Here is an 18,286-nt window from a genome sequence, read left to right on the forward strand (position 1 = left end):
GGGAACCGGGTTTCCGCGCGCCGGGCGGGTGAAGCCCCCGCCTTCCGGTGGTCGACCGGGAGGGAGCCGCCGTGCCAAGATGACGCGCCTGAACGAGAAGGGGGCTCGGCAGTGGTGCTTGAGCAGGACGTGAACACGGCGGGGCGGGTCCGGCGGGTGGCACTCGCCAGCGCGATCGGGACGACCATCGAGTGGTACGACTACTTCGCCTACAGCACGGCGACCGCCTTGGTGTTCAACAAGCTTTTCTTCCCGTCGCTGTCCCCGTCGTCGGGCACGCTCGCCGCGTTCGCGACGCTCGGCGTCGGGTTCGTCGCGCGGCCGCTGGGCGGGATCGTCTGGGGGCACTTCGGCGATCGCGTGGGGCGCAAGGCGATGCTGGTCGCCTCGCTGGTGCTGATGGGGCTCGCGACCGCGGGCGTCGGGGCGTTGCCGACGTATCACCAGGCGGGCGTGCTGGCCCCGGTCCTGCTCGTCGTTCTCCGGGTGTTGCAAGGGATTTCGGCCGGCGGCGAATGGGGCGGCGCGGCGCTGATGGCGGTCGAGCACGCTCCGGAGGGCAAACGCGGCCGGTACGGATCCTTCTCGCAGATCGGCGTCCCGGCCGGGCTGATCCTGGCGCAGCTGGTGTTCTTCCTGGTGAACAACTCGCTCTCGGCCGACGATTTCCGGTCGTGGGGCTGGCGGATCCCGTTCCTGGTCAGCCTCGTGCTGGTGGGGGTCGGGCTGGTGATCCGGTTGCGGGTGGAGGAAAGCCCGGTGTTCGCGAAGCTGCGCAGCACCGGCGCGCGCAGCCGGCTGCCGATCGTGGAGGTGCTGCGCGCGCGGCCGAAACAGGTGCTCGCCGCCGCGGCCAGCTTCATCGCGAACACCGCGCTCGGCTACATCTTCTTCGCTTACCTGCTGTCGTACGGAACTTCGGTGCTGAAGCTGTCCAGCACGACGATGCTGGTCGTGGTGATCGTCGGCAGCGTGGTGTGGCTGGCGAGCATCGTCGCGGCGGCGATCTGGTCGGACTCGGTCGGGCGGAAACCCGTTTACCTCGCGGGTTCCGTGCTGCTGGTGGTCTGGTCGATCCCGTTCTTCCTGCTCGTGGACACCGCGCGGCCGTGGCTGCTGATCGTCGCGGTGGTGGTGCTGAACATCGGCCTCGGCGCGACGTACGGCCCGCAGTCGGCGCTGTTCTCGGAGCTGTTCGAATCCCGGTTCCGCTACAGCGGATCGTCGTTCGCCTACGCCGTGGGCGCGGTGCTGGGCGGAGGGTTCGCCCCGCTGATCGCGGCGTCGCTGCAGAGTTCGACCGGGACGTCGTTGTCCGTTTCGCTCTACATGGCGGGCGTCGGCGTGCTCAGTCTCCTCGCCGTGCTGACGTTCCCGAGCAAGCCGCTCGTGCCGGTCACAGGAGAGTGAGCGGCACCGCGTCGGCCATCCGCTGGTACCCGGCGTCGTTCGGGTGCAGGTGGTCGCCGGAGTCGTAGGCGGGGAGCATCGCGAGCGGGTCGGCGGGATCGCGCACGGCCGCGTCGAAGTCGACGACGCCGTCGTAGATCCCGCTGGTCCGGATGAAGGAGTTCACCGCCTGGCGGGTCTTCTCCAGCGTCGGGTCGTAGACCTTCCAGCCCTTGAACGGCGTCAGCGTGCCGCCGATGACCCGGATGCCCTGCGCCTTGGCCTGCGCGACGACCTGGCGCAGCGCGGCGACGATCATCGCCGGATCGGTCTGGTGCGGGTTCTGCTGGATGTCGTTGATGCCTTCGAGCACGATCAGCGTGCGGACGTCGCCGCTGGTCAGCACGTCGTCGGCGAGCCGGGCGAGCGCGTTGCGGCCCGCGGTCGCGCCGTCGAGCAGGAGCCGGTTTCCGCTGATCCCGGCGTTGAGCACGCCGAGCTGTCCGTGCAGCCGGTCGCTCAGCTTGTCCGGCCAGCGCCGGTTCGCGCCGGGGGTGGAGTGCGCGCCGTCGGTGATCGAATCGCCGAGCGTCACGACGGTGCCGCGCGCGGGTCCGCGTACGTCGACTTCGCTGACGTAGTGCCACACCGCGGTCTGCTCGGTGAACGACGCGCCGGATTCCTCGCCCGCGAAATCTCCGGCGCGGGTGAAGAACGACGTCTGCTGGGCGAGCGGATGGTAGGTGACCGGACCGGACGGCGTGGGCACGTAGGTGGTCACCAGCAGGTCGGCGTCGGCCGGGACGCGCAGCCACGCCGGGTCGCTCAGCACCTCGGCTCCGGGCGGAACGACCACTGTGGACTGTCCGCCGAACGTCAGCGCGCGCATGGTGCCGCCGGCCGCGCGCGGGCCGTCGGCGGCGACGGCGAGCGTCACGTGGCCGAAGGTGAGCGGGGCGGTGCCGAAGGTGTTGGAAAGCCTTACCCTGGCCTGATTTCCGCCCGCGCTGGTGTGCACGACGTTGCGGATCGAGTAGTTCGGATACCCCTGCGGCGTGTTCGCCACCGCGGCCGCGGGCGGCGCCGCCCACGTGCCGACCCAGCCGTGCGCGGCCAGGTCGCCCTCGGCGCTGCCCGACGCGGTGACCGCGCCCAGCGTGAGCACGGCGGCCGTGCCCAGAGTCAGGATCCGTTTCATGGAGACACTGTGCGCGCGCCCGGGCGGCACGGCAGCCGCGGTCCCGTTCATCGGGTCGACAAAAAACCGGACAGGTTTTGCCGCCGGACGGGGGATACGACGGTGGTGCCCGGACCACGGCGGGGCGACCATGGAGTGATGACAGAATCACAGTGGGTATCGCTATCCGGAAGTCTGCGTCCCGCGCTGGCCGGGGCCGAGGTGCTCGGCCCGCTCGACGCGGACGCCACCGTCACCGCGACCGTCGTGCTGCGGCGGCGCGCCGAACTGGACGTGGCCGCGCTGAGCGAGCCGCTCGCTCCCGCGGATTTCACCGAGCGCTACGGGGCCGCCGCCGACGATCTCGACCTGGTGCGCACCGTCCTCACCGACGCCGGGCTCACGGTCACCGACGTGCACGCCGGCTCGCGGCGCGTCTCGGTCCGAGGCCCGGCACGCGCGATGACGGCCGCGTTCAAGACCGAACTGAACCGGGTCCGTCACGGCGAGACCGGTGAATTCGCCGCGCGCAGCGGGGTACTGGAACTGCCGGCCGCGCTCGGGGACGTCGTGGTCGCGGTGCTCGGCCTGGACGAACGGCCGCAGGCGCGAGCGCAGTTCCGGCTGCACAAGGAAGCCGCCGCGAAGGGGTACACGCCGGACCAGGTCGGGCAGCTGTACGGGTTCCCGGCCGACGCCGACGGCACCGGCCAGACCGTCGCGGTGATCGAACTCGGCGGCGGGTATAAGCCGGAGGACCTCAAAAAGTACTTCGCCGGCTTGAAGATCACCGAACCGAAGATCGCCGCGGCCGGGGTGGACGGCGGCAAGAACGCGCCGGCCGGCGACCCGAATTCGGCCGACGGAGAAGTGGCGCTGGACGTCGAGGTGATCGGCGCGCTCGCGCCGGGAGCCGCGCAGATCGTGTACTTCGCGCCGAACACCGACCAGGGTTTCCTGGACGCGGTGAGCACCGCGGTGCACGCCACGCCGACCCCGGTCGCGGTCAGCATCAGCTGGGGCCAGTCCGAGGACCAGTGGACGCCGCAGGCCCGCACCGCGATGGACCAGGCGTTCGCCGACGCCGCCGCGCTCGGCGTGACGGTGTGCTGCGCGTCCGGCGACAACGGCAGCGCCGACGGGCAGACCGACGGGGCGCAGCACGTCGACTTCCCGGCGTCGAGCCCGCACGCGCTCGCCTGCGGCGGCACCAAGCTCGACGGCACCCCACCGTCCACAGTGAACTCCGAAACGGTCTGGAACACCTCCGGCGGCGGGGCGACCGGCGGCGGCGTGAGCGACGCGTTCCCGGTGCCGGACTACCAGCAGGCCGCGGGCGTGCCCGCGCGGGCGGGCGACGGCAAGCCCGGCCGCGGCGTCCCGGACGTGGCCGGCAACGCGGATCCCTCGACGGGGTACCAGGTTCTCGTCGACGGACAGCAGATCGTGGTGGGCGGCACTAGTGCGGTTTCGCCCTTGTGGGCGGCGTTGCTGGCCAGGCTGGCGCAGGTGGCCGGGCGCGGATTCGGGCTGGTGCACAGCAAGCTGTACGCCGGGGTCGGCGCGGGCAAGACGCAGCCGGGGTTCCGCGACATCACCGAGGGCGGCAACGGCGCGTACTCGGCCGCCGCCGGATGGGACGCGTGCACCGGGCTCGGGGTACCGGACGGCGCTGCGCTGCACCAGGTTCTCGGCGGCAAGAAGTCCTGAGCGGACGGTCAGGAAGCGGCGCCGAGTTCCTTCCGGATCCGGGGGAGGACCTCGGTGCCGAGCAGTTCGATCGCTTTCATGACCTTGCGGTGCGGCACGCCGGACCAGTCCATCTGCAGGGCGTAGCGGTCAGCCCCGGTGAGTTTCCCGACGGCGATCAGCCGGTCGGCCACCTCGTCGGGGCTGCCGACGAACAGCGCGGCGGCGTCCCGCGTGTACTCGTCGTACTCCGCGCGGGTCGGGATCTGCCAGCCGCGGGCCCGCGCGCCGTACTTCATCGTTTCCAGCCAGTACGGGTAGAAACTCTCCTTGGCGTCCTGCGAATTCTCCGCGACGAGACCGATCGCGCTCATCGTGACGTGCAGGTCGCCGGGGGAGTGCTCGCCCGCCTCGCCCGCCCGGCGGTAGAGGTCCACGAGCGGTGCGAACCGCTCCGGCTCGCCGCCGATCACCGCGTACACCACGGGCAGGCCGAGCAGCCCGGCGCGCACTGAAGACTCCGGATGCCCGCCGGTGCCGACCGAAATCCGCAGCCGCCGTCCGTACGGGCGCGGGTAGACGTGCGCGTCGGTCAGCGGCGGCCGGAACCGGCCGGACCAGGTGATCGGGTCCTCGCGGTCGAGCCGCAGCAGCAGGGCGAGCTTCTCCTCGAACAACTCGTCGTACTCGGCGAGGTCGGCCCCGAACAGCGGGAAGGACTCGGTGAACGAACCCCGCCCGGCGAGCAGTTCCGCGCGGCCGCGGCTGAGCTGGTCCAGGGTGGTGAACTGCTGGTACACGCGCACCGGGTCCTCGGTGGACAGCACGGTGACCGCGCTGGAGAGCGTGATGCGCTCGGTGACGCTCGCCGCGGCGGCCAGCACGGTCGCCGGGTTCGAGATCGCGAACTGCTCCAGATGGTGCTCGCCGAGGCCGTAGAACCCGAGGCCGAGCTCGTCGGCGAGCCGGATCCGCTCCAGCGTTTCGGCCAGCCGCCGCGCGACCGGGACCTGCTCGCCGGTCACCGGGTCGGCGGGCCGGTCGCCGAAACTGTAGATGCCGAGTTCCATCGCTTCACCTCCTCGTCGTCGCCCGCCGACGATACCGGTTGTTGACGCGTCATCGTTCGCAACCTTCCGGCCCGCTCGCCCGTAGGGGACTGTGGAGCGAACGGCGGGAGCGGACGGATGCGCGGGAAGATCGTCGCGATGGTGCTGGCCGGGACGGCCGCGGTCGCGGCCGGGTGCGCGGCGCGGGCGGAGCCGGAGGCGCGGGCGGCCGGACAGCCGCTGGCGCCGTCGCCGGAACTGCCCGTGCCGCGGGTCAAGCACACCCCGCCGGGCCCGTCGTGCTCAGTGGTCACCGGTGCGTGCGCCAGCCTCTCGCTGCGGCGGGCGTGGCTGCTGGAGAACGGCGCGGTGGTGCGCTCGGTCCCGATGGAACCGGGCGCGCCGGGCCAGCCGACCCCGGCCGGGAGGTTCACGGTGGCGTGGAAGGACCGCGTGCACCGCAGCGACGAATACGGCGACGAGATGCCGAACTCGGTCTTCTTCGCCGCGGGCGGCATCGCCTTCCACGCCGGGCCGCTCGACCGGCCGTCGCACGGCTGCATCCACCTGACCGAGGAGGATTCGGCGCTGTTCTTCGACCGGCTGCCGCTGGGGGCCGAGGTGGAAGTGCGGAGCTGACCGGCGGTTCAGCCCGGCTGGCCGATGTTGACCATCCAGGAGATCCCGAACCGGTCGGTGCAGGCGCCGAATTCGTCGCCCCACATCTGCTTCTCCAGCGGAACCGCCACGGTTCCGCCGTCGGACAGCTTTTCCCAGCAGCCGCGCAGCAGGTCGCCGTCGTCGCCGCTGAGGCTGATCGAGATGTTCGTGCCCGGGTTGTGCTCCATGCCGGGCGGGACGTCGGAGGCCATGAGCGTGAAGCCGTTGCCGCCCTCCAGCATCGCGTGCATGATGCTGTCCGCGTTGCCTGCCTCCGCGGGTGCGCCGGACTCTCCGTAGGTGTTCAGCGCGAGGTCGCCGCCGAACACGCCGTGGTAGTACTCCATCGCCTCGCGCGCGTTGCCCGCGAAGCTGATGTACGGGTTGAGTTTCGAGGCCATCGGGCCCTCCTGAAGCTGATGGACGGGCTCGCATCGTCGCAGATCCGCGGGGGTGCGACAACGGGATCGAGCCCGGTCGGGCGACCCCCGGTCGCGGGCTTGCTCAGGGGTCGCCGGTGAGTTTGCCGCGCAGCTGTTCGAGCGTCTGCGACAGCAGCCGGGACACGTGCATCTGGGAGATCCCGACCTGCTCGGCGATCTGCGTCTGGGTGAGGCCGCCGAAGAACCGCATCACCAGGATCGCGCGCTCCCGCTTGGGCAGTTCGCGCAGCAGCGGCTGCAGCGCCTCGTGGTTCTCGATGTGCTCGATCTCCGGGTCGTCGCTGCCGAGCGTGTCGGCGAGCAGCAGCGGCTCGGCGTCGTCGTGCACGGGCTTGTCCACCGACAAGGTCTGGTAGGCGTGGCCCGCGACGAGCCCTTCGTGGACCTCCGAGAGCTCGAGGCCGAGGTGCTCGGCGAGCTCGGTGGGCGTCGGCGCGCGGCCGAGCGTCTGCGACAGCGTGCCCGAACCGCGGCTGAGCGCGAGGTGAAGTTCCTTGAGCCGCCGCGGCACGCGCACCGACCAGCCGGTGTCGCGGAAGTAGCGGCGGATCTCGCCCATGATCGTCGGCACGGCGAAGGACAGGAAGTCCGGGCCGCGGTCCGGGGTGAACCGGTCGATCGCGTTGATCAGCCCGATCCGGGCGACCTGGACGAGGTCCTCGCGGGGTTCGCCGCGCCCGGTGAACCGGGTGGCGATGTGCTCGGCGACCGGCAGGAATTCGGTGACGAGCTGTTCGCGCACCCTCGGCCGCCGCCCGTCGTCGGCGGGCAGGGCGGCGAGCTGTTCGAACAGCGGCGCGGTGTGCGCGTATTCGTCTCTGTGGCGGATGACCGGCTGCTGGTTCACCCGCCCGCCTCCCGGTGCAGGTCGAGGTCGAGGGTGAGCGCGTACCCGTCTTCGGCGGGATCGGGCACGCAGCGAGCCGACACGTTCGCGGCCAGGGTGGTCAGCACGTGCCAGCCGAAACTCCGCTCGCTCGGAGGTTCGGCGTGCTGCGTGCGGGTCCGGACACCGAACCGGATCCCTTCGGGCGAGATGGTGAACTGGCAGGTCATCGCGGCCCCGGGGGCCGCGGTCGAGACGACCTGGGCACACGCCTCGTCGACGGCCATCTTGGCGTCGGCGATCGCGTCGAGCCCGTAATCGGCCCGCGCGGCGACTGCCTGCGCGAGCATGCGGACAAGCGGGATCTGATAGGTCTCCGCCGGAAGCCGCAGCTCGATCACCTCGTCGAGCAAACGGTCCACGGCTGGCATGCCGCCGCTGGCGCGGCTGCCGGGTCCCTCGTCGTTCATGGCTCCGGCATACCCACGCGCGGCGCGATCGACACGTGCGGCGGGATTCCCGGAATGTGCGCCGCGGCACGTTTGCGCCCGGATCCCGCCGGCCCGGCGGCTCCGGCGCGTGAATCCGGGGTGAGGCGTCCGGCGATTTTGCGTGACAAACCGCGGGACGTTGGGTAGTCAGCAGGGAGAACCTTTTCGGAAGCGGGGTGACCCCCATGGTGCAGGTGCGGGTGCAGGGGCTGGCCGTGGTGGCGCAGGAGTCGGCGCCGGTCGTGCTGCTGCGCGAGGAATCCGGCTCGCGCCGGTGGCTCGCCATCACCATCGGCGCGCCGGAAGCGCAGGAACTGGCGGCCGCGCAGGAGCAGGTCGTGTCGGCGAGGCCCGGGACGGTCGAGCTGATCATCGAGGTGCTGGCGGCGCTGGGCCAGCGCGTCGAGCGGATCGAGATCACCCAGCTGCTGGACAGCATCTTCCACGCGGACCTCGTCCTGACCGGCGGCGTGCGGGTGTCGGCCCGCCCGAGCGACGCGCTCGCGATCGGATTGCGGACGCACGCCCCGCTGGAGGTCGCCGAGGCGGTGCTGGACGAGGCGGCGGTCGACGTGACGGTGGCGGCGAGCGACGAAACGTCCCTCGGCTCCGCTCTCGAAGCCGCGGCGGACCTGGAGGAACCGGCGGAGGCGAACGAGGACGAGATCCGCCGGTTCCGGGATTTGCTGAACGATGTGAGCCCGGAGGACTTTCGCGATCCGGACGCCTGAACCCAAGTCCGTGAAGAAGCCCCTACACCACACAATCGCTGGTCGTGAGGGGAACCCTGTGGTACTCAGAGTCCCGCAGGGTCCCCCTCACGGACGGTGCCGGGTGCCAGGTCTCGGCTCGGCTGTGGCCGCGGCGGGTTCGCCGAGGCGGGAGGAGTTCCGCTTGAGCGCCGGGCTGCGGTCTTGTCGGGCGGATTGCTCAAGCTCGTGCCCGCTGTGGTTCTCAGCGTCGGCAGTGTCCTCAGTGGACGGTCAAGCCTTCTCCGCGGGCCGGGGCAGCGGGATCTCGGTGAGCCCCTCGGCGGCACCGGAGCGTACGCAGTCCAGCGGGAAGAGCGAGAGCAGGCGCCGGACCGTGGGCGCGGTGCCCGGGTCGACGTAGAAGTCGGTCTCCGCCCCCGCGGCGAGGAGTTTCAGCCGGATCAGGACGCGAAGTCCGGCGACGCCGAGGAAGGTCGTCCGGCGCAGGTCGACGATGACCAGGCTGACCGTGCTGCGCAGCCTCGACTCGACGACCTCGGCCAGCCGCGGCGCGGTGGCCAGGTCAACTTCCCCGGCGACCTCGACGACGGCTGTCCCCGGGGCGGGATGGCGGACGCGCAGCCGGAGCATCCCCGTCGGGTCCGGCGACGGCAGTGCGGGCAATCGGGCAATGTGCGCGGAGGTCATCACGGCACTCTCTCTGAGCCGCGCGCAGGGCTGCGGCGGAATGCCGGACCGGCCGGGCACCGGGCATCCCGGCGCGCGGGACGAAATCACGGTGGCTGGAGGCTCAACCACCCTCCACGGTAGCTCTCCCGCGCCGTACAGGGAAGCCGCCGAAGGGGGACGGATGGCGACCGGCTGCCCCGGAAGGTGGATGCCCGCTGGACGGGGCGGGGAGGGGGACGGACGGCGACCGGCTGCCCCGGAAGGTGGATGCCCGCTGGACGGGGCGGGGAGGGGGACGGACGGCGACCGGCTGCCCCGGAGGGTGGATGCCCGCTGGACGGGGCGGGGAGGGGGACGGACGGCGACCGGCTGCCCCGGAGGGTGGATGCCCGCTGGACGGGGCGGGGAGGGCCGGGAGGTTGTTGAACGATCAGGCGATCGTGGGGGAGGTCGCGGCCGCGGGTGCTGAAAACGGTGCGGACGAAGAACAATCCGGCCGGGCGGGGAATTCTTGCCGACAGGCGACGAAAATCCGTCGCGGCGGGCGGCGGGCGGCGGGCGGCGGGCGGCGGGCGGCGGTGGCGGGCGGAGAGGTGCTGACCGGTTCGGCACGGCCGGGTTCCGGCGGTGTGACCGGTCTGGGTTTGGCGGGCGCTGGCTGCGGGGAATTGGGTTGCCGGGTCGGGTTGCCGGGCAGGTGGCTTGGGCTGAGCCCTGACCAGTCCTGGTGACCGGGGCGGCGGGCGACCGCTTGAGGGCGGGCCTCGAACGGAAGCCGGTGAGCTGCTTCCGGCCGATCGGTCTCGCGGTGGCCCGGGCCGGTGCTGAGTTGCGGTGCGAACCAAGCCCCGCGACCAGATTCCGGCTCTGGCAGGCAAGGCTTGCCGCCGGATCCGTGCTCGCCGACGCATGGCCGGGCCGGGCGGGTGCTGGCCCCAGCGCCGGGCATCGCGCCCGGCCAAGCGCAGGCCCCGGTATAGGGTGCCGCGCCCGGAGAAGCGCTGGTCCCGGGACACAGAACCGCGCCCGGCCAAGCGCGGCCCCCCGGGTATAGCGCGCCGCGCCCGGAGAAGCGCTGGTTTCGGGACACGGCACCACGCCCGGCCGAGGGCTGGTGTCGACCGTGTGGCGGTGCCTGCTCGGGCGAGTGTTGGTGCCGACCGCGCGGCCGTGCCCGCCCGGGGCGATCCCGTCGAGCCGCCCAGCCATCCCCGCCTAGCTGCCGTCAGTCACCTCGGCTCAGACTGGATTTGGCCGCCGCCTGCACCTCCGCCCAGGCCCGATCTGGCCGCCGCCAGCGAAATCCCCCGATCGCTCCCCGTCTAACCCCCGATCCGGGGCGGTCCGGCATCCACCACAGTCAGCGAAAGCTCCAGCGGATCGAAGTGGATCAGCGATTCCATCCACCACGTCATCCCCGCCTCGGCGAGCCCCGCCAGGTCCACCGTGGTCGGGTCTTCCCAGGCCGGGCTGGCGTTCCCGGACACCGCGACGGCATACGGGCGGTCCGCGGGCCGGACTCGGGCGACCAGAGCGGCCAGCGCCGAGGGCGAAGGCGGCCGGGGACCGGGATTCGGGAAGATCCCGTCGCTCGCGGCGGCGCGGCGCAGGACCCGCTCGTGGTCGGTGGTGCTGGCCGTCCACAATGGAATCGGGTAGGGCTCCGGATCGGCGGCGTCCAGGTTCACTCGGTAATGCCGCCCCTCGTGCGCAATGGCTTTTCCGGCCCAGATCGCGCGGGTGATCTCCAGCGCCTCGTCAGTCCGCGACGACAACTCGGCGGGGGAGGACGGATCGCCGAAGCGGCTGAAGTCGCCCGTTTCGTCGGAGCCGATGCCGGTTCCCAGGATCAGCCGCCCTCGGGAGAGACGCGCGACGGTGGCGGCCTCGCGGGCCAGGACCCACGGACGGCGGCGGCTCGGCGGCGTGACCATCGGGCCCAGCGACACGCGGCTGGTCGCCTGGGCGATCGCGGCGAGGGTGGTCCAGGTGTCGGCGATCGGCGCCATCGCGGGAACCACGTGGTCCCACAGGAACACGCCGTCCCAGCCGGCGGTTTCGGCTCGGACCGCCAGGTCGACCAAGGCGGCCGGGTCGCCGAACGGGCCGAAGGGCGGCAGGTAGAGGCCGTAGCGAACGTGGTCGGACATCGGGATCCCCCTCTGGATCGGTCGAATCCGACCGTACTGGGAGGGACCGACGAAAAACGGGCCCGAGATCTTCTCCCGGCATCCGCCGTTCGGACGTTGCCGGGCAACGGACCCTAGGTTACGGTGACCTATGTGTGGATCGACGTGCTCCTGCTCGCGAAGCTCGCCGAGCGGCCGCGGCACGGGTACGAACTGCGCAAGCAGGTCGAGGAATCCAGCGGTCGCGCGCTGTCGAACAACTCGCTCTACCCGGCGCTTCGGCGATTCGCCGAGGCGGGCGCGGTGACCCGGACCGCCGAGCCGCAGGAGGGCCGTCCGCCGCGGCACGTCTACACGATCACCGACGTCGGGCGGGAACTGCTGCACGATCTGCTCGCCGATCTGCCGCCGGAGCTGGCGGGGGACCCGGCCGAGTTCCTGGCGCGGCTGGCCGGGTTCGGCAGGCTCGCCCCGGAGGAGCGGCTGCGGGTGCTGGACGCGCGCGAGACCGCCGTCGCGGCGCAGCGGGACCGGCTGGCGAAGCTCGGGGCGGGGCAGACCGACCCGTGGAGCAGGCTCGTGCTGGCCGAGGTCCAGCGCCGCGCGGAGAACGAACAGGACTGGCTCGCGTCGTTGCGCACGCGGGCGGGCTGACCCGAGGAGGACCCCGAATGCCGACCCCTGCCCGGCTGCCGTTCGCCAGGCCGAACGTGCTGGACATCGCGCCGCTCTACGAAGTCCTGCGCCGCGAAGGCCCGATCGTCCCGGTGACGACCCCGGCGGGCGACCCGGCCTGGCTCGTCACCGCCTACGAGCAGGCGCGGGAAGTGTTCGCGGACAACCGGTTCGGCCGTTCCCACCCGCACCCGGAGGAGGCCTCGGCGGTCTCCGACGCCGCGGTGCTGAACGGGCCGCAGGGCGATTTCGAGACCGAGCAGCAGGAGCACGCCCGGTTGCGCCGCCTGCTGGTCCCGGCGTTCTCGGCGAACCGGATGCGCCGGCTCGGCAGCCGGATCCAGGAACTCGCCGACCGCTGCCTCGACGGGATGGAAGCCGCGGGCTCGCCGGCGAATCTGCACGAGCACCTGTCGTTTCCCTTGCCGGTGCTGGTGATCTGCGAACTCCTCGGCGTCCCGTACGGCGACCGCGAGAAGTTCCGCGACCTCTCCGACCGCATCGGCGTGCTCGACAGCGGCGGCGACGCCGAGGTGGCGATGACCGAGTTCACCGCCTACATGTCCGGTCTCGCCGACGCGAAACGCGCGAACCCGGGCCAGGACGTGGTGTCGGACCTGGTCGCCGCGCAGGCCGACGACCCGACCTTCACCGACGACGACCTCGGCCGGCTCGCCGCCGGGCTGCTGTTCGCCGGCCACGAGACCACGTCGAACCGGATCGATCTCGGCGTGCTGTTCCTGCTCGCCGACCTCGCCCGCCGCGACGCGCTGGCCGCCGACCCCGAAGCACGCGTGCACGCCACCGTCGAGGAGATTCTGCGGATGTCCGCGCCGGGCGGGCTCGGGCTGCTCCGGTACGCGCACGAGGACGTGGAAATCGGCGGCGTCCGCATCCCGCGCGGCGACGCGGTGATGATCTCGACCGCTTCGGCCAACCGCGACCCGTCGGTGTTCGCGGACGCGCACGAGTTCGACGCGGACCGCAAACCCAACTCCCACATCGCTTTCGGGTACGGCGGCTACTTCTGCATCGGTGCCAGCCTCGCGCGCACGGAGTTGCGCGTGGTGTTCACGACGTTGTTCCGCCGCTTCCCGAACCTGCGGCTCGCGGTGCCCGCCGATGAGCTGGAAGTGCGGGCGAACCGGTTGACGGGCGGTGTTTCGCAGGTGCCGGTCGTGTGGTGAGGCCGGGGGCCGCGCTCACAAGGACTCGATCGTCGCGGTTCCGGTGTTGACGAACGGATGCGTGGCGCTCACGGTGATCGTGCCGGGAGTGCCGCGCATCGACCGGACCCACACCGCCGCCGCCCCGCCGAGCGCGCCGAAATCCAGGTAAGGATCGCCGATCAGCACGCCGGGGCCTTTCACCGCGACGGCCAGCACTCCGCGGGCGTGCGGCCGCGGTGCGCCGTAACGGTCGAGCAAGCGCAGCGCGACCCGGGTGGTGTCCGCCCCGTCGGCGATGATCCGGTCGTCGTCGGCGGTCACCGCGATGGCGTCGTACGCCGGATCCGCGCTGAATCGCCTGCGCAGCACGGTTCGCCCGCCGATCCGGCCCTCGACGGCCAGTTCGGGGCGCGTCCGGCCGTCCACCCGCAGATCCACCGGGAACGGCGGATACGCCAGGTGCGGGAACCTCGCGCGATCCGGCCGCACGGTGATCGGGCGCTTGCCCGCGACGGTCACCACGAGCACCTCGCAGTTCGACCAGACGATCGCGTCGCGGCCGGGCCCGCCCGGTGGTGAGCCGGGGCCGAAATCCCAGTAGAAGGCCGGTTCGATCACCGCGCCGCGGGACGGGTCGCGCTGCGCCCGGTAGAACGCCGCGCCCAGTTTGGGGATGCGGAAGAAATCCATCACGCCGGGGTATTTCACGCCGCGATAGTGGTGGTACCAGCCGGAGGGATAGTCGAAACCGCACCAGCCGAGCAGGCCGCTGTAGCGCGGATCGGACGCGGCGTGGTCGTGCACCCAGGCGTGCAGCATGCTCTGTTCCCGTTGCACCGCGAGGGAATCCGTCCTCCGGAAGTAGGCCGAGCCGACCAGTGTGCCGATCGCTTCGCTGATCAGGTAAGGAACTCCGCGGCGCGGCGGGCGCAGCGGGGGAGGAGAACCCGGCGGACGCGGGCGGCTGTAGTCGTTGAAGGAGAACACCCCGCCGGCCGCTTTCACCGGGTACAGCGGCGAAACGTAGCCGCGTTCGCCCGCGACGGCGCCGGTGCACGGCCGCATCGGGTCGAGTTCCGCGGCGAGCTGATCCGTCCGCCCGTACAGCGCGTATTGGCCGAGCGTCTCGTTCACCCGGGTGCCCCACACGATGATCGACGGATGGTTGCGGTCGCGCACGATCATGTCGTGCACGTCGCGCACCGCCAGTTCCTGCCACGCGGTGTCGCCGACGTGGTCCCAACCCGGCAGTTCCTCCCACACCAGGATGCCCAGCTCGTCGCAGGCGTCGAGAAACGCCGTCGCCTGCGGGTAATGCGAGCAGCGCACCATCGTGCAGTTCAGCTCTTCTTTCAACAGCTGGGCATCGCGGCGCTGCACCCGATCCGGCATCGCGCCGCCGACGAACGGGTACCACTGGTGCCGGTTGAGCCCGAACAGCTTGAGCGGCTTCCCGTTGAGCCGGAAACCGTCCACAGTGAACTGAGTGTCGCGCAATCCGGTGCGCACCGGGTAGGTGTGCACTTTCCGGCCGTCGACGGCGAGCGTGACGAGGATGTCGCACAACGCCGGGTCGTCCAGATCCCACAATTGCACCGCTTCCAGGTCTTGCAACGACACCGTGACCTCGGTGTTTCCCTTCGGCAGCCCGGTGAGATCGGTATAGGACGACGCCACTTCGGCACCGTGCTGGCTGAGTGCGGCGGTGAGCCGAACCGGGCCCTTCACCGGCTTCGCCGAATCCACTGTGCAGTGCAGCAGTACCTCGCGATTCGGGGTCAGCACAGCGATCTGCTGGGCGTACACATCGGACAGATAGGTCTGGGGCACTCCAGTCAGCCGGACTTCGCGGTACAGCCCGGCCGGCTGGTAGAAGTCGATGGCCGTCGGGTTGGGGAATTCCGGCAGATCCGGCGGCGTGTTCTGCTGCCAGCGGCCGTCGACGACCACCGCGAGCACGTTGTCCTTGTCGGTCAGCAAACCGGTGACCTCGCAGCGCAGCGGCAGGTAACCGCCGCTGCGCACGGCGACGCGGCGGCCGTTGAGATACACCGTCGCGGCGCTGAGCACCCCGTCGAACTGCAGGAACGCCCGGTTCCGGCGAAGCTGCGCGGGCGCGAGGAAATGCTGCCGGTACACCCAGACGTGCTGCCAGTCCGACGGATCCCAGTCCTGCCAGGACAGCGGGACGACGCAGTGCGGCACCGAAACCAGCGCCATCTCGCCGTCGTCGAAGTCCGGATCCGTGCTGCCGGGCACGAACGGGCCGAACAGCCAGTCCGCGCCGAACCGGTCCCGCGCCACCGGGGGCGCGGGACGGGAAAGCGCGGCCGCGAGCGCGCCCGAACCGGCGATCGCCGCGCCGGCCCCCAGCAGGAAACCTCGCCGGGGGTGCGCGGCGGGCCAGGGGGCCCGCCCGGAAGGCTCGCCCGTCATCCCCGCCGGCGGGCAGTTCCGGGGCGGGGCGCGGAAGAGCCGCCGGGAAGCGTCGCTGCCTGCATGGCGGCGAGCTTACTTCCAGTGCTGTTCAAGGGACGTCAGCTGTTCAGGGAGATCAGCTGTTCAGCAGAGGTCGGCGAGCCGGTCGACCTGGGCGGGATCGCCGCCGTAGCAGTACAGCATCACCTCGTCCGCGCCGAGATCGCGGTACGCCCGGATCGCGGCCCGGATGTCGGTTGCCGTGGTGAGCATTCCGCTCACCATCCGCTCGGCCATTCCGGTGAATTCGTAGTACGCGTGCATGGCCGCTTTGGCTTCGTCCACGAGGGAATCCGGGCCGAGCGCGACGTTCACCTGCGCGACAAGACGCGGTTCGCCCTCGCGGCCGTGTTCCTGCCAGTCGCGGCGGACAGTGTCGAACAGCCCGCCTGCCCACGACGGCGGCGCGGCGGCGAGCAGTCCGTCGCCCCATCGGGCGATTCGAGCCAGCGCCTTGGGTTTGAACGCGCCGATCAGCAGCTCCGGACCGCCTTCGCGGACCGGGGCCGGGCCGATCGGACCGGCTTCGGCGCTGTGCGGCTTGCCGGACCACAGCGAGCGCAGGTCGGCGAGCTGCTGGTCGAAACGGCGGCCGCGCTCGCGCAGCGGGGTGCCGGCGGCGTGGTGGTCGTCCTCGCGGCCGCCGACGCCGAGGCCGAGCACGAACCGGCCGCCGCTCATCCGGTCGAGCGTGGCGGCCTGCTTGGCGAGCAGCGCCGTCTCGCGCAGCGGGGCGAGCAGGACCTCGGTCTGCAGCCGGACGTGGGTGGTCGTGCCGGCCAGCACCGCGAGCGCGGTGAGCGGTTCGGGATTGTGGTACACGAGCCGGTCGAGCAGCCCGAGCGTGCTGAACGGGCCGGCGTCCGCGCGCCGCGCCCATTCGAGCAGGGCGGCGGGATCGCTGATGGGCAGGCCAATGCCGATAGACATCGGAAGAACCTCCGGGTAAACGGGTCGACAACAACACGGGTTGCCGCCCGCTCCTGCGCCTGGGTGTCTTCAGGCTGGCCGGTCCGCTCTGCGGCGTACTTCCGGGGACCGTTCCATCGGAGTGTTCGAAGCCTATCCGGCCGCCGTCGCGCCGGGCAACGAGATTTCCAGCATGGCCAGAAGTTCGGTGAGAGCCGGGCCGAGCGGCAGGTCGGCGCGGACTGTCGCGTGCTCGTCGCCGCGGGTCTGGCCGCGGTTGACGATCACGACGGGTTTGCCGGATTTCGCCGCCCGCCGGACGAAACGCAAGCCGGACATGACCGTGAGCGAAGAACCCAGCACCAGCACCGCGGACGCCTCGTCGACCAGCCGGTAGCACCGCTCCACCCGGGCGCGCGGCACGTTCTCGCCGAAGAACACCACGTCCGGTTTCAGCACGCCGGAACAGCTCGCGCAGGGCACGGTCTTGAAGGTGCGGACGACGTCCTCGGCCAGTTCGACGTCGCCGTCCGGGTTGATTCGCGTCGCCACAGCGCCGAAATCCGGATTGGCCGCGCGCAGCCGGGCGTCGAGTTCCTCGCGGGCAGTGGTGCGGCGGCAGTCGAGGCAGACGACGCGGTCGAGGTTGCCGTGCAGTTCGACCACGCCGGGGGTGCCGGCCGCGCGGTGCAGGCCGTCGACGTTCTGCGTGATGACGCCGGAGAGCCAGCCGCCCGCCCGCAGCGCGGAAACGGCGCGGTGCCCGTCGTTCGGCGCGGCCCGCGCGATGGTGCGCCAGCCGAGATGGCTGCGCGCCCAGTACCGCTGGCGGCCCGCTTCGCTGGCGACGAATTCGCCGTACGTCATGGGCGTGTGCCGGCGAAGACTGCCGGTCTCGCCGCGGTAGTCGGGAATGCCGGATTCGGTGGAGAGCCCCGCGCCGCTCAGCACGAGCACCCGCCGCCCGGAGACGACCTCGGCCACGTCGGCGACCGTGCCCGTGCGCGGCAATTCTTCTCCAGGTCCGGCCCAGGTCAGCGTCGGTCGCGTGCGCACGCCGCCAGTCTAGTGGCCACCCGGCCGGGGAAAGGGCGATTGGTTCCGCGCGCGCTTGGGTACCAAAGGCAGCATGTGGTTCGCGCTGGCTACGCCCGTGGTCGTGATGGTCGCCGCCGTGCTGATGGAATCCGTGGAGCGGTATTGCCTGCGGAGTCCGAACGGGACGGTGCGGCGGCCGGTCGAACGGGCGGCGCTGCGGGAAGCGTCGATGCCGGTCGTAGCCGTCGGGGCGGCTCGGCTCAGGCAGCGGACCGCCTGAGCGCCCACAGGCCGGAGGGGCCGGTGTTCTTGGGAGGAACACCGACCCTCCAGCCGGTGGGCGAGGCCCGCGCTCTCCCCGTCGGGGTGGGAGAGCGCGGGCCCTTCTCGTTTCCGGGCGGGTCGGTGAATCCGCGGGCATCGCGCCCGGCCCCGTTGCGCTTCCCGGACAATCCGGACACGTAGGCTGCGCGCGTGAGTATCGAACTGCTGTGGCTGATCGTCGCGCTGCTGGCCCTGGGGATCGTGATGAGCACCGGCTGGGGTTCGGGCACCAGATCGCTCGAGCGCCGGATGACGCGGCTGGAGCGCAAGCTCGATCTGGTGCTCGACCACCTCGGCGTTCAGGAGCCGTCCGGCGATCTCGCCGGGGAACTGGAGCCGTTGCTGCGCGAAGGGAAGACGATCGCCGCGATCAAACGCTACCGGGAGGTCACCGGAGCCAGCCTCAAGGAAGCCAAAGACGCGGTGGACCGGATCGGCCGCGGCGCCCGGTGACCTCC

At 71.6% G+C, this 18,286-nt stretch carries 18 protein-coding genes; 8 read left to right on the plus strand and 10 right to left on the minus strand.

Annotated elements, in window-relative coordinates; all coding sequences use genetic code 11:
- The first annotated feature begins 111 nt into the window (after positions 1 to 111).
- The gene (locus ACZ7SW_RS26765) at positions 112 to 1,410 is read left to right on the plus strand and encodes an MFS transporter (RefSeq protein ID WP_470233093.1); all 1,299 of its coding nucleotides are present in this window, start codon (positions 112 to 114) and stop codon (positions 1,408 to 1,410) included.
- Here ACZ7SW_RS26765 and ACZ7SW_RS26770 read toward each other — a convergent pair.
- Entirely contained in the window at positions 1,397 to 2,587 is a 1,191-nt protein-coding gene (locus ACZ7SW_RS26770; protein WP_470233094.1) for an SGNH/GDSL hydrolase family protein, read from the minus strand. The genes ACZ7SW_RS26765 and ACZ7SW_RS26770 overlap by 14 nt on opposite strands.
- Before the next feature lie 138 nt (positions 2,588 to 2,725).
- On the opposite strand from ACZ7SW_RS26770, the gene ACZ7SW_RS26775 reads away from it, so the two are divergent.
- On the plus strand, positions 2,726 to 4,276 hold the full coding sequence (locus ACZ7SW_RS26775) for a S53 family peptidase (RefSeq protein ID WP_470233095.1): 1,551 nt from the start codon (positions 2,726 to 2,728) through the stop codon (positions 4,274 to 4,276).
- 8 nt (positions 4,277 to 4,284) lie between these two features.
- Here ACZ7SW_RS26775 and ACZ7SW_RS26780 read toward each other — a convergent pair whose 3' ends face one another.
- Entirely contained in the window at positions 4,285 to 5,325 is a 1,041-nt protein-coding gene (locus ACZ7SW_RS26780; protein WP_470233096.1) for an LLM class flavin-dependent oxidoreductase, read from the minus strand.
- Between the two features lie 117 nt (positions 5,326 to 5,442).
- Here ACZ7SW_RS26780 and ACZ7SW_RS26785 point away from each other — a divergent pair, with 117 nt between their 5' ends.
- Positions 5,443 to 5,943, plus strand: a complete 501-nt coding sequence (locus ACZ7SW_RS26785) for a L,D-transpeptidase (protein ID WP_470233097.1) — start codon at positions 5,443 to 5,445, stop codon at positions 5,941 to 5,943.
- 8 nt (positions 5,944 to 5,951) lie between these two features.
- Here the strand turns inward: ACZ7SW_RS26785 and ACZ7SW_RS26790 are convergent, their stop codons facing one another.
- The 3 genes from ACZ7SW_RS26790 to ACZ7SW_RS26800 form a co-directional block, all read right to left on the minus strand.
- Positions 5,952 to 6,365: a VOC family protein gene (locus tag ACZ7SW_RS26790; RefSeq protein WP_470233098.1), complete on the minus strand. Its 414-nt coding sequence runs from the start codon at positions 6,363 to 6,365 to the stop codon at positions 5,952 to 5,954.
- 103 nt (positions 6,366 to 6,468) lie between these two features.
- A complete protein-coding gene (locus ACZ7SW_RS26795) occupies positions 6,469 to 7,254 on the minus strand; it encodes a SigB/SigF/SigG family RNA polymerase sigma factor (protein ID WP_470233099.1) in 786 nt (261 codons plus the stop codon).
- Positions 7,251 to 7,703, minus strand: a complete 453-nt coding sequence (locus tag ACZ7SW_RS26800; RefSeq protein ID WP_470233100.1) for an ATP-binding protein — start codon at positions 7,701 to 7,703, stop codon at positions 7,251 to 7,253. Before ACZ7SW_RS26800 ends, ACZ7SW_RS26795 begins: the two co-directional genes overlap by 4 nt.
- A gap of 206 nt (positions 7,704 to 7,909) precedes the next feature.
- Here ACZ7SW_RS26800 and ACZ7SW_RS26805 point away from each other — a divergent pair, with 206 nt between their 5' ends.
- Entirely contained in the window at positions 7,910 to 8,455 is a 546-nt protein-coding gene (locus ACZ7SW_RS26805; RefSeq protein ID WP_470233101.1) for a bifunctional nuclease family protein, read from the plus strand.
- 252 nt (positions 8,456 to 8,707) lie between these two features.
- Here ACZ7SW_RS26805 and ACZ7SW_RS26810 read toward each other — a convergent pair whose 3' ends face one another.
- Both ACZ7SW_RS26810 and ACZ7SW_RS26815 read right to left on the minus strand, forming a co-directional pair.
- The gene (locus ACZ7SW_RS26810) at positions 8,708 to 9,124 is read right to left on the minus strand and encodes an STAS domain-containing protein (RefSeq protein ID WP_470233102.1); all 417 of its coding nucleotides are present in this window, start codon (positions 9,122 to 9,124) and stop codon (positions 8,708 to 8,710) included.
- Between the two features lie 1,304 nt (positions 9,125 to 10,428).
- Entirely contained in the window at positions 10,429 to 11,256 is an 828-nt protein-coding gene (locus ACZ7SW_RS26815; protein WP_470233103.1) for an LLM class flavin-dependent oxidoreductase, read from the minus strand.
- Between the two features lie 123 nt (positions 11,257 to 11,379).
- On the opposite strand from ACZ7SW_RS26815, the gene ACZ7SW_RS26820 reads away from it, so the two are divergent.
- Positions 11,380 to 11,889 (plus strand): PadR family transcriptional regulator, encoded by a 510-nt coding sequence (locus ACZ7SW_RS26820; RefSeq protein ID WP_470233104.1) that lies wholly within the window; start codon positions 11,380 to 11,382, stop codon positions 11,887 to 11,889.
- Between the two features lie 17 nt (positions 11,890 to 11,906).
- Positions 11,907 to 13,097 carry a cytochrome P450 gene (locus ACZ7SW_RS26825; RefSeq protein ID WP_470233105.1) on the plus strand — a complete coding sequence of 397 codons (1,191 nt, stop codon included), beginning with the start codon at positions 11,907 to 11,909 and terminating at the stop codon, positions 13,095 to 13,097.
- 15 nt (positions 13,098 to 13,112) lie between these two features.
- On the opposite strand, the gene ACZ7SW_RS26830 is transcribed toward ACZ7SW_RS26825, so the two are convergent.
- From ACZ7SW_RS26830 to ACZ7SW_RS26840, 3 genes are all read right to left on the minus strand, one after another.
- Positions 13,113 to 15,515 (minus strand): glycoside hydrolase family 2 protein, encoded by a 2,403-nt coding sequence (locus ACZ7SW_RS26830; protein WP_470233106.1) that lies wholly within the window; start codon positions 15,513 to 15,515, stop codon positions 13,113 to 13,115.
- A 126-nt stretch (positions 15,516 to 15,641) separates the two neighbouring features.
- A complete protein-coding gene (locus ACZ7SW_RS26835; protein ID WP_470233107.1) occupies positions 15,642 to 16,487 on the minus strand; it encodes an LLM class flavin-dependent oxidoreductase in 846 nt (281 codons plus the stop codon).
- A gap of 132 nt (positions 16,488 to 16,619) precedes the next feature.
- Positions 16,620 to 17,522, minus strand: a complete 903-nt coding sequence (locus tag ACZ7SW_RS26840) for an NAD-dependent protein deacetylase (protein ID WP_470233108.1) — start codon at positions 17,520 to 17,522, stop codon at positions 16,620 to 16,622.
- A 73-nt stretch (positions 17,523 to 17,595) separates the two neighbouring features.
- Between ACZ7SW_RS26840 and ACZ7SW_RS26845 the strand changes: the two genes are divergently transcribed.
- Both ACZ7SW_RS26845 and ACZ7SW_RS26850 read left to right on the plus strand, forming a co-directional pair.
- Entirely contained in the window at positions 17,596 to 17,784 is a 189-nt protein-coding gene (locus ACZ7SW_RS26845; RefSeq protein WP_470233109.1) for a hypothetical protein, read from the plus strand.
- A gap of 194 nt (positions 17,785 to 17,978) precedes the next feature.
- Positions 17,979 to 18,281, plus strand: coding sequence for a hypothetical protein (locus ACZ7SW_RS26850; RefSeq protein ID WP_470233110.1), 303 nt, complete (start codon positions 17,979 to 17,981; stop codon positions 18,279 to 18,281).
- Positions 18,282 to 18,286 lie beyond the last annotated feature (5 nt).

This window comes from Amycolatopsis sp. NPDC114484, assembly GCF_055633755.1.

Bases quoted from the DNA above. Each gene is read 5' to 3' on its own strand.
- ACZ7SW_RS26770 (WP_470233094.1), bottom strand. From the start codon at position 2,587: ATGAAACGGATCCTGACTCTGGGCACGGCCGCCGTGCTCACGCTGGGC.
- ACZ7SW_RS26775 (WP_470233095.1), top strand. From the start codon at position 2,726: ATGACAGAATCACAGTGGGTATCGCTATCCGGAAGTCTGCGTCCCGCG.
- ACZ7SW_RS26780 (WP_470233096.1), bottom strand. From the start codon at position 5,325: ATGGAACTCGGCATCTACAGTTTCGGCGACCGGCCCGCCGACCCGGTG.
- ACZ7SW_RS26785 (WP_470233097.1), top strand. From the start codon at position 5,443: ATGCGCGGGAAGATCGTCGCGATGGTGCTGGCCGGGACGGCCGCGGTC.
- ACZ7SW_RS26790 (WP_470233098.1), bottom strand. From the start codon at position 6,365: ATGGCCTCGAAACTCAACCCGTACATCAGCTTCGCGGGCAACGCGCGC.
- ACZ7SW_RS26800 (WP_470233100.1), bottom strand. From the start codon at position 7,703: ATGAACGACGAGGGACCCGGCAGCCGCGCCAGCGGCGGCATGCCAGCC.
- ACZ7SW_RS26805 (WP_470233101.1), top strand. From the start codon at position 7,910: ATGGTGCAGGTGCGGGTGCAGGGGCTGGCCGTGGTGGCGCAGGAGTCG.
- ACZ7SW_RS26810 (WP_470233102.1), bottom strand. From the start codon at position 9,124: ATGACCTCCGCGCACATTGCCCGATTGCCCGCACTGCCGTCGCCGGAC.
- ACZ7SW_RS26815 (WP_470233103.1), bottom strand. From the start codon at position 11,256: ATGTCCGACCACGTTCGCTACGGCCTCTACCTGCCGCCCTTCGGCCCG.
- ACZ7SW_RS26825 (WP_470233105.1), top strand. From the start codon at position 11,907: ATGCCGACCCCTGCCCGGCTGCCGTTCGCCAGGCCGAACGTGCTGGAC.
- ACZ7SW_RS26830 (WP_470233106.1), bottom strand. From the start codon at position 15,515: ATGACGGGCGAGCCTTCCGGGCGGGCCCCCTGGCCCGCCGCGCACCCC.
- ACZ7SW_RS26835 (WP_470233107.1), bottom strand. From the start codon at position 16,487: ATGTCTATCGGCATTGGCCTGCCCATCAGCGATCCCGCCGCCCTGCTC.
- ACZ7SW_RS26845 (WP_470233109.1), top strand. From the start codon at position 17,596: ATGTGGTTCGCGCTGGCTACGCCCGTGGTCGTGATGGTCGCCGCCGTG.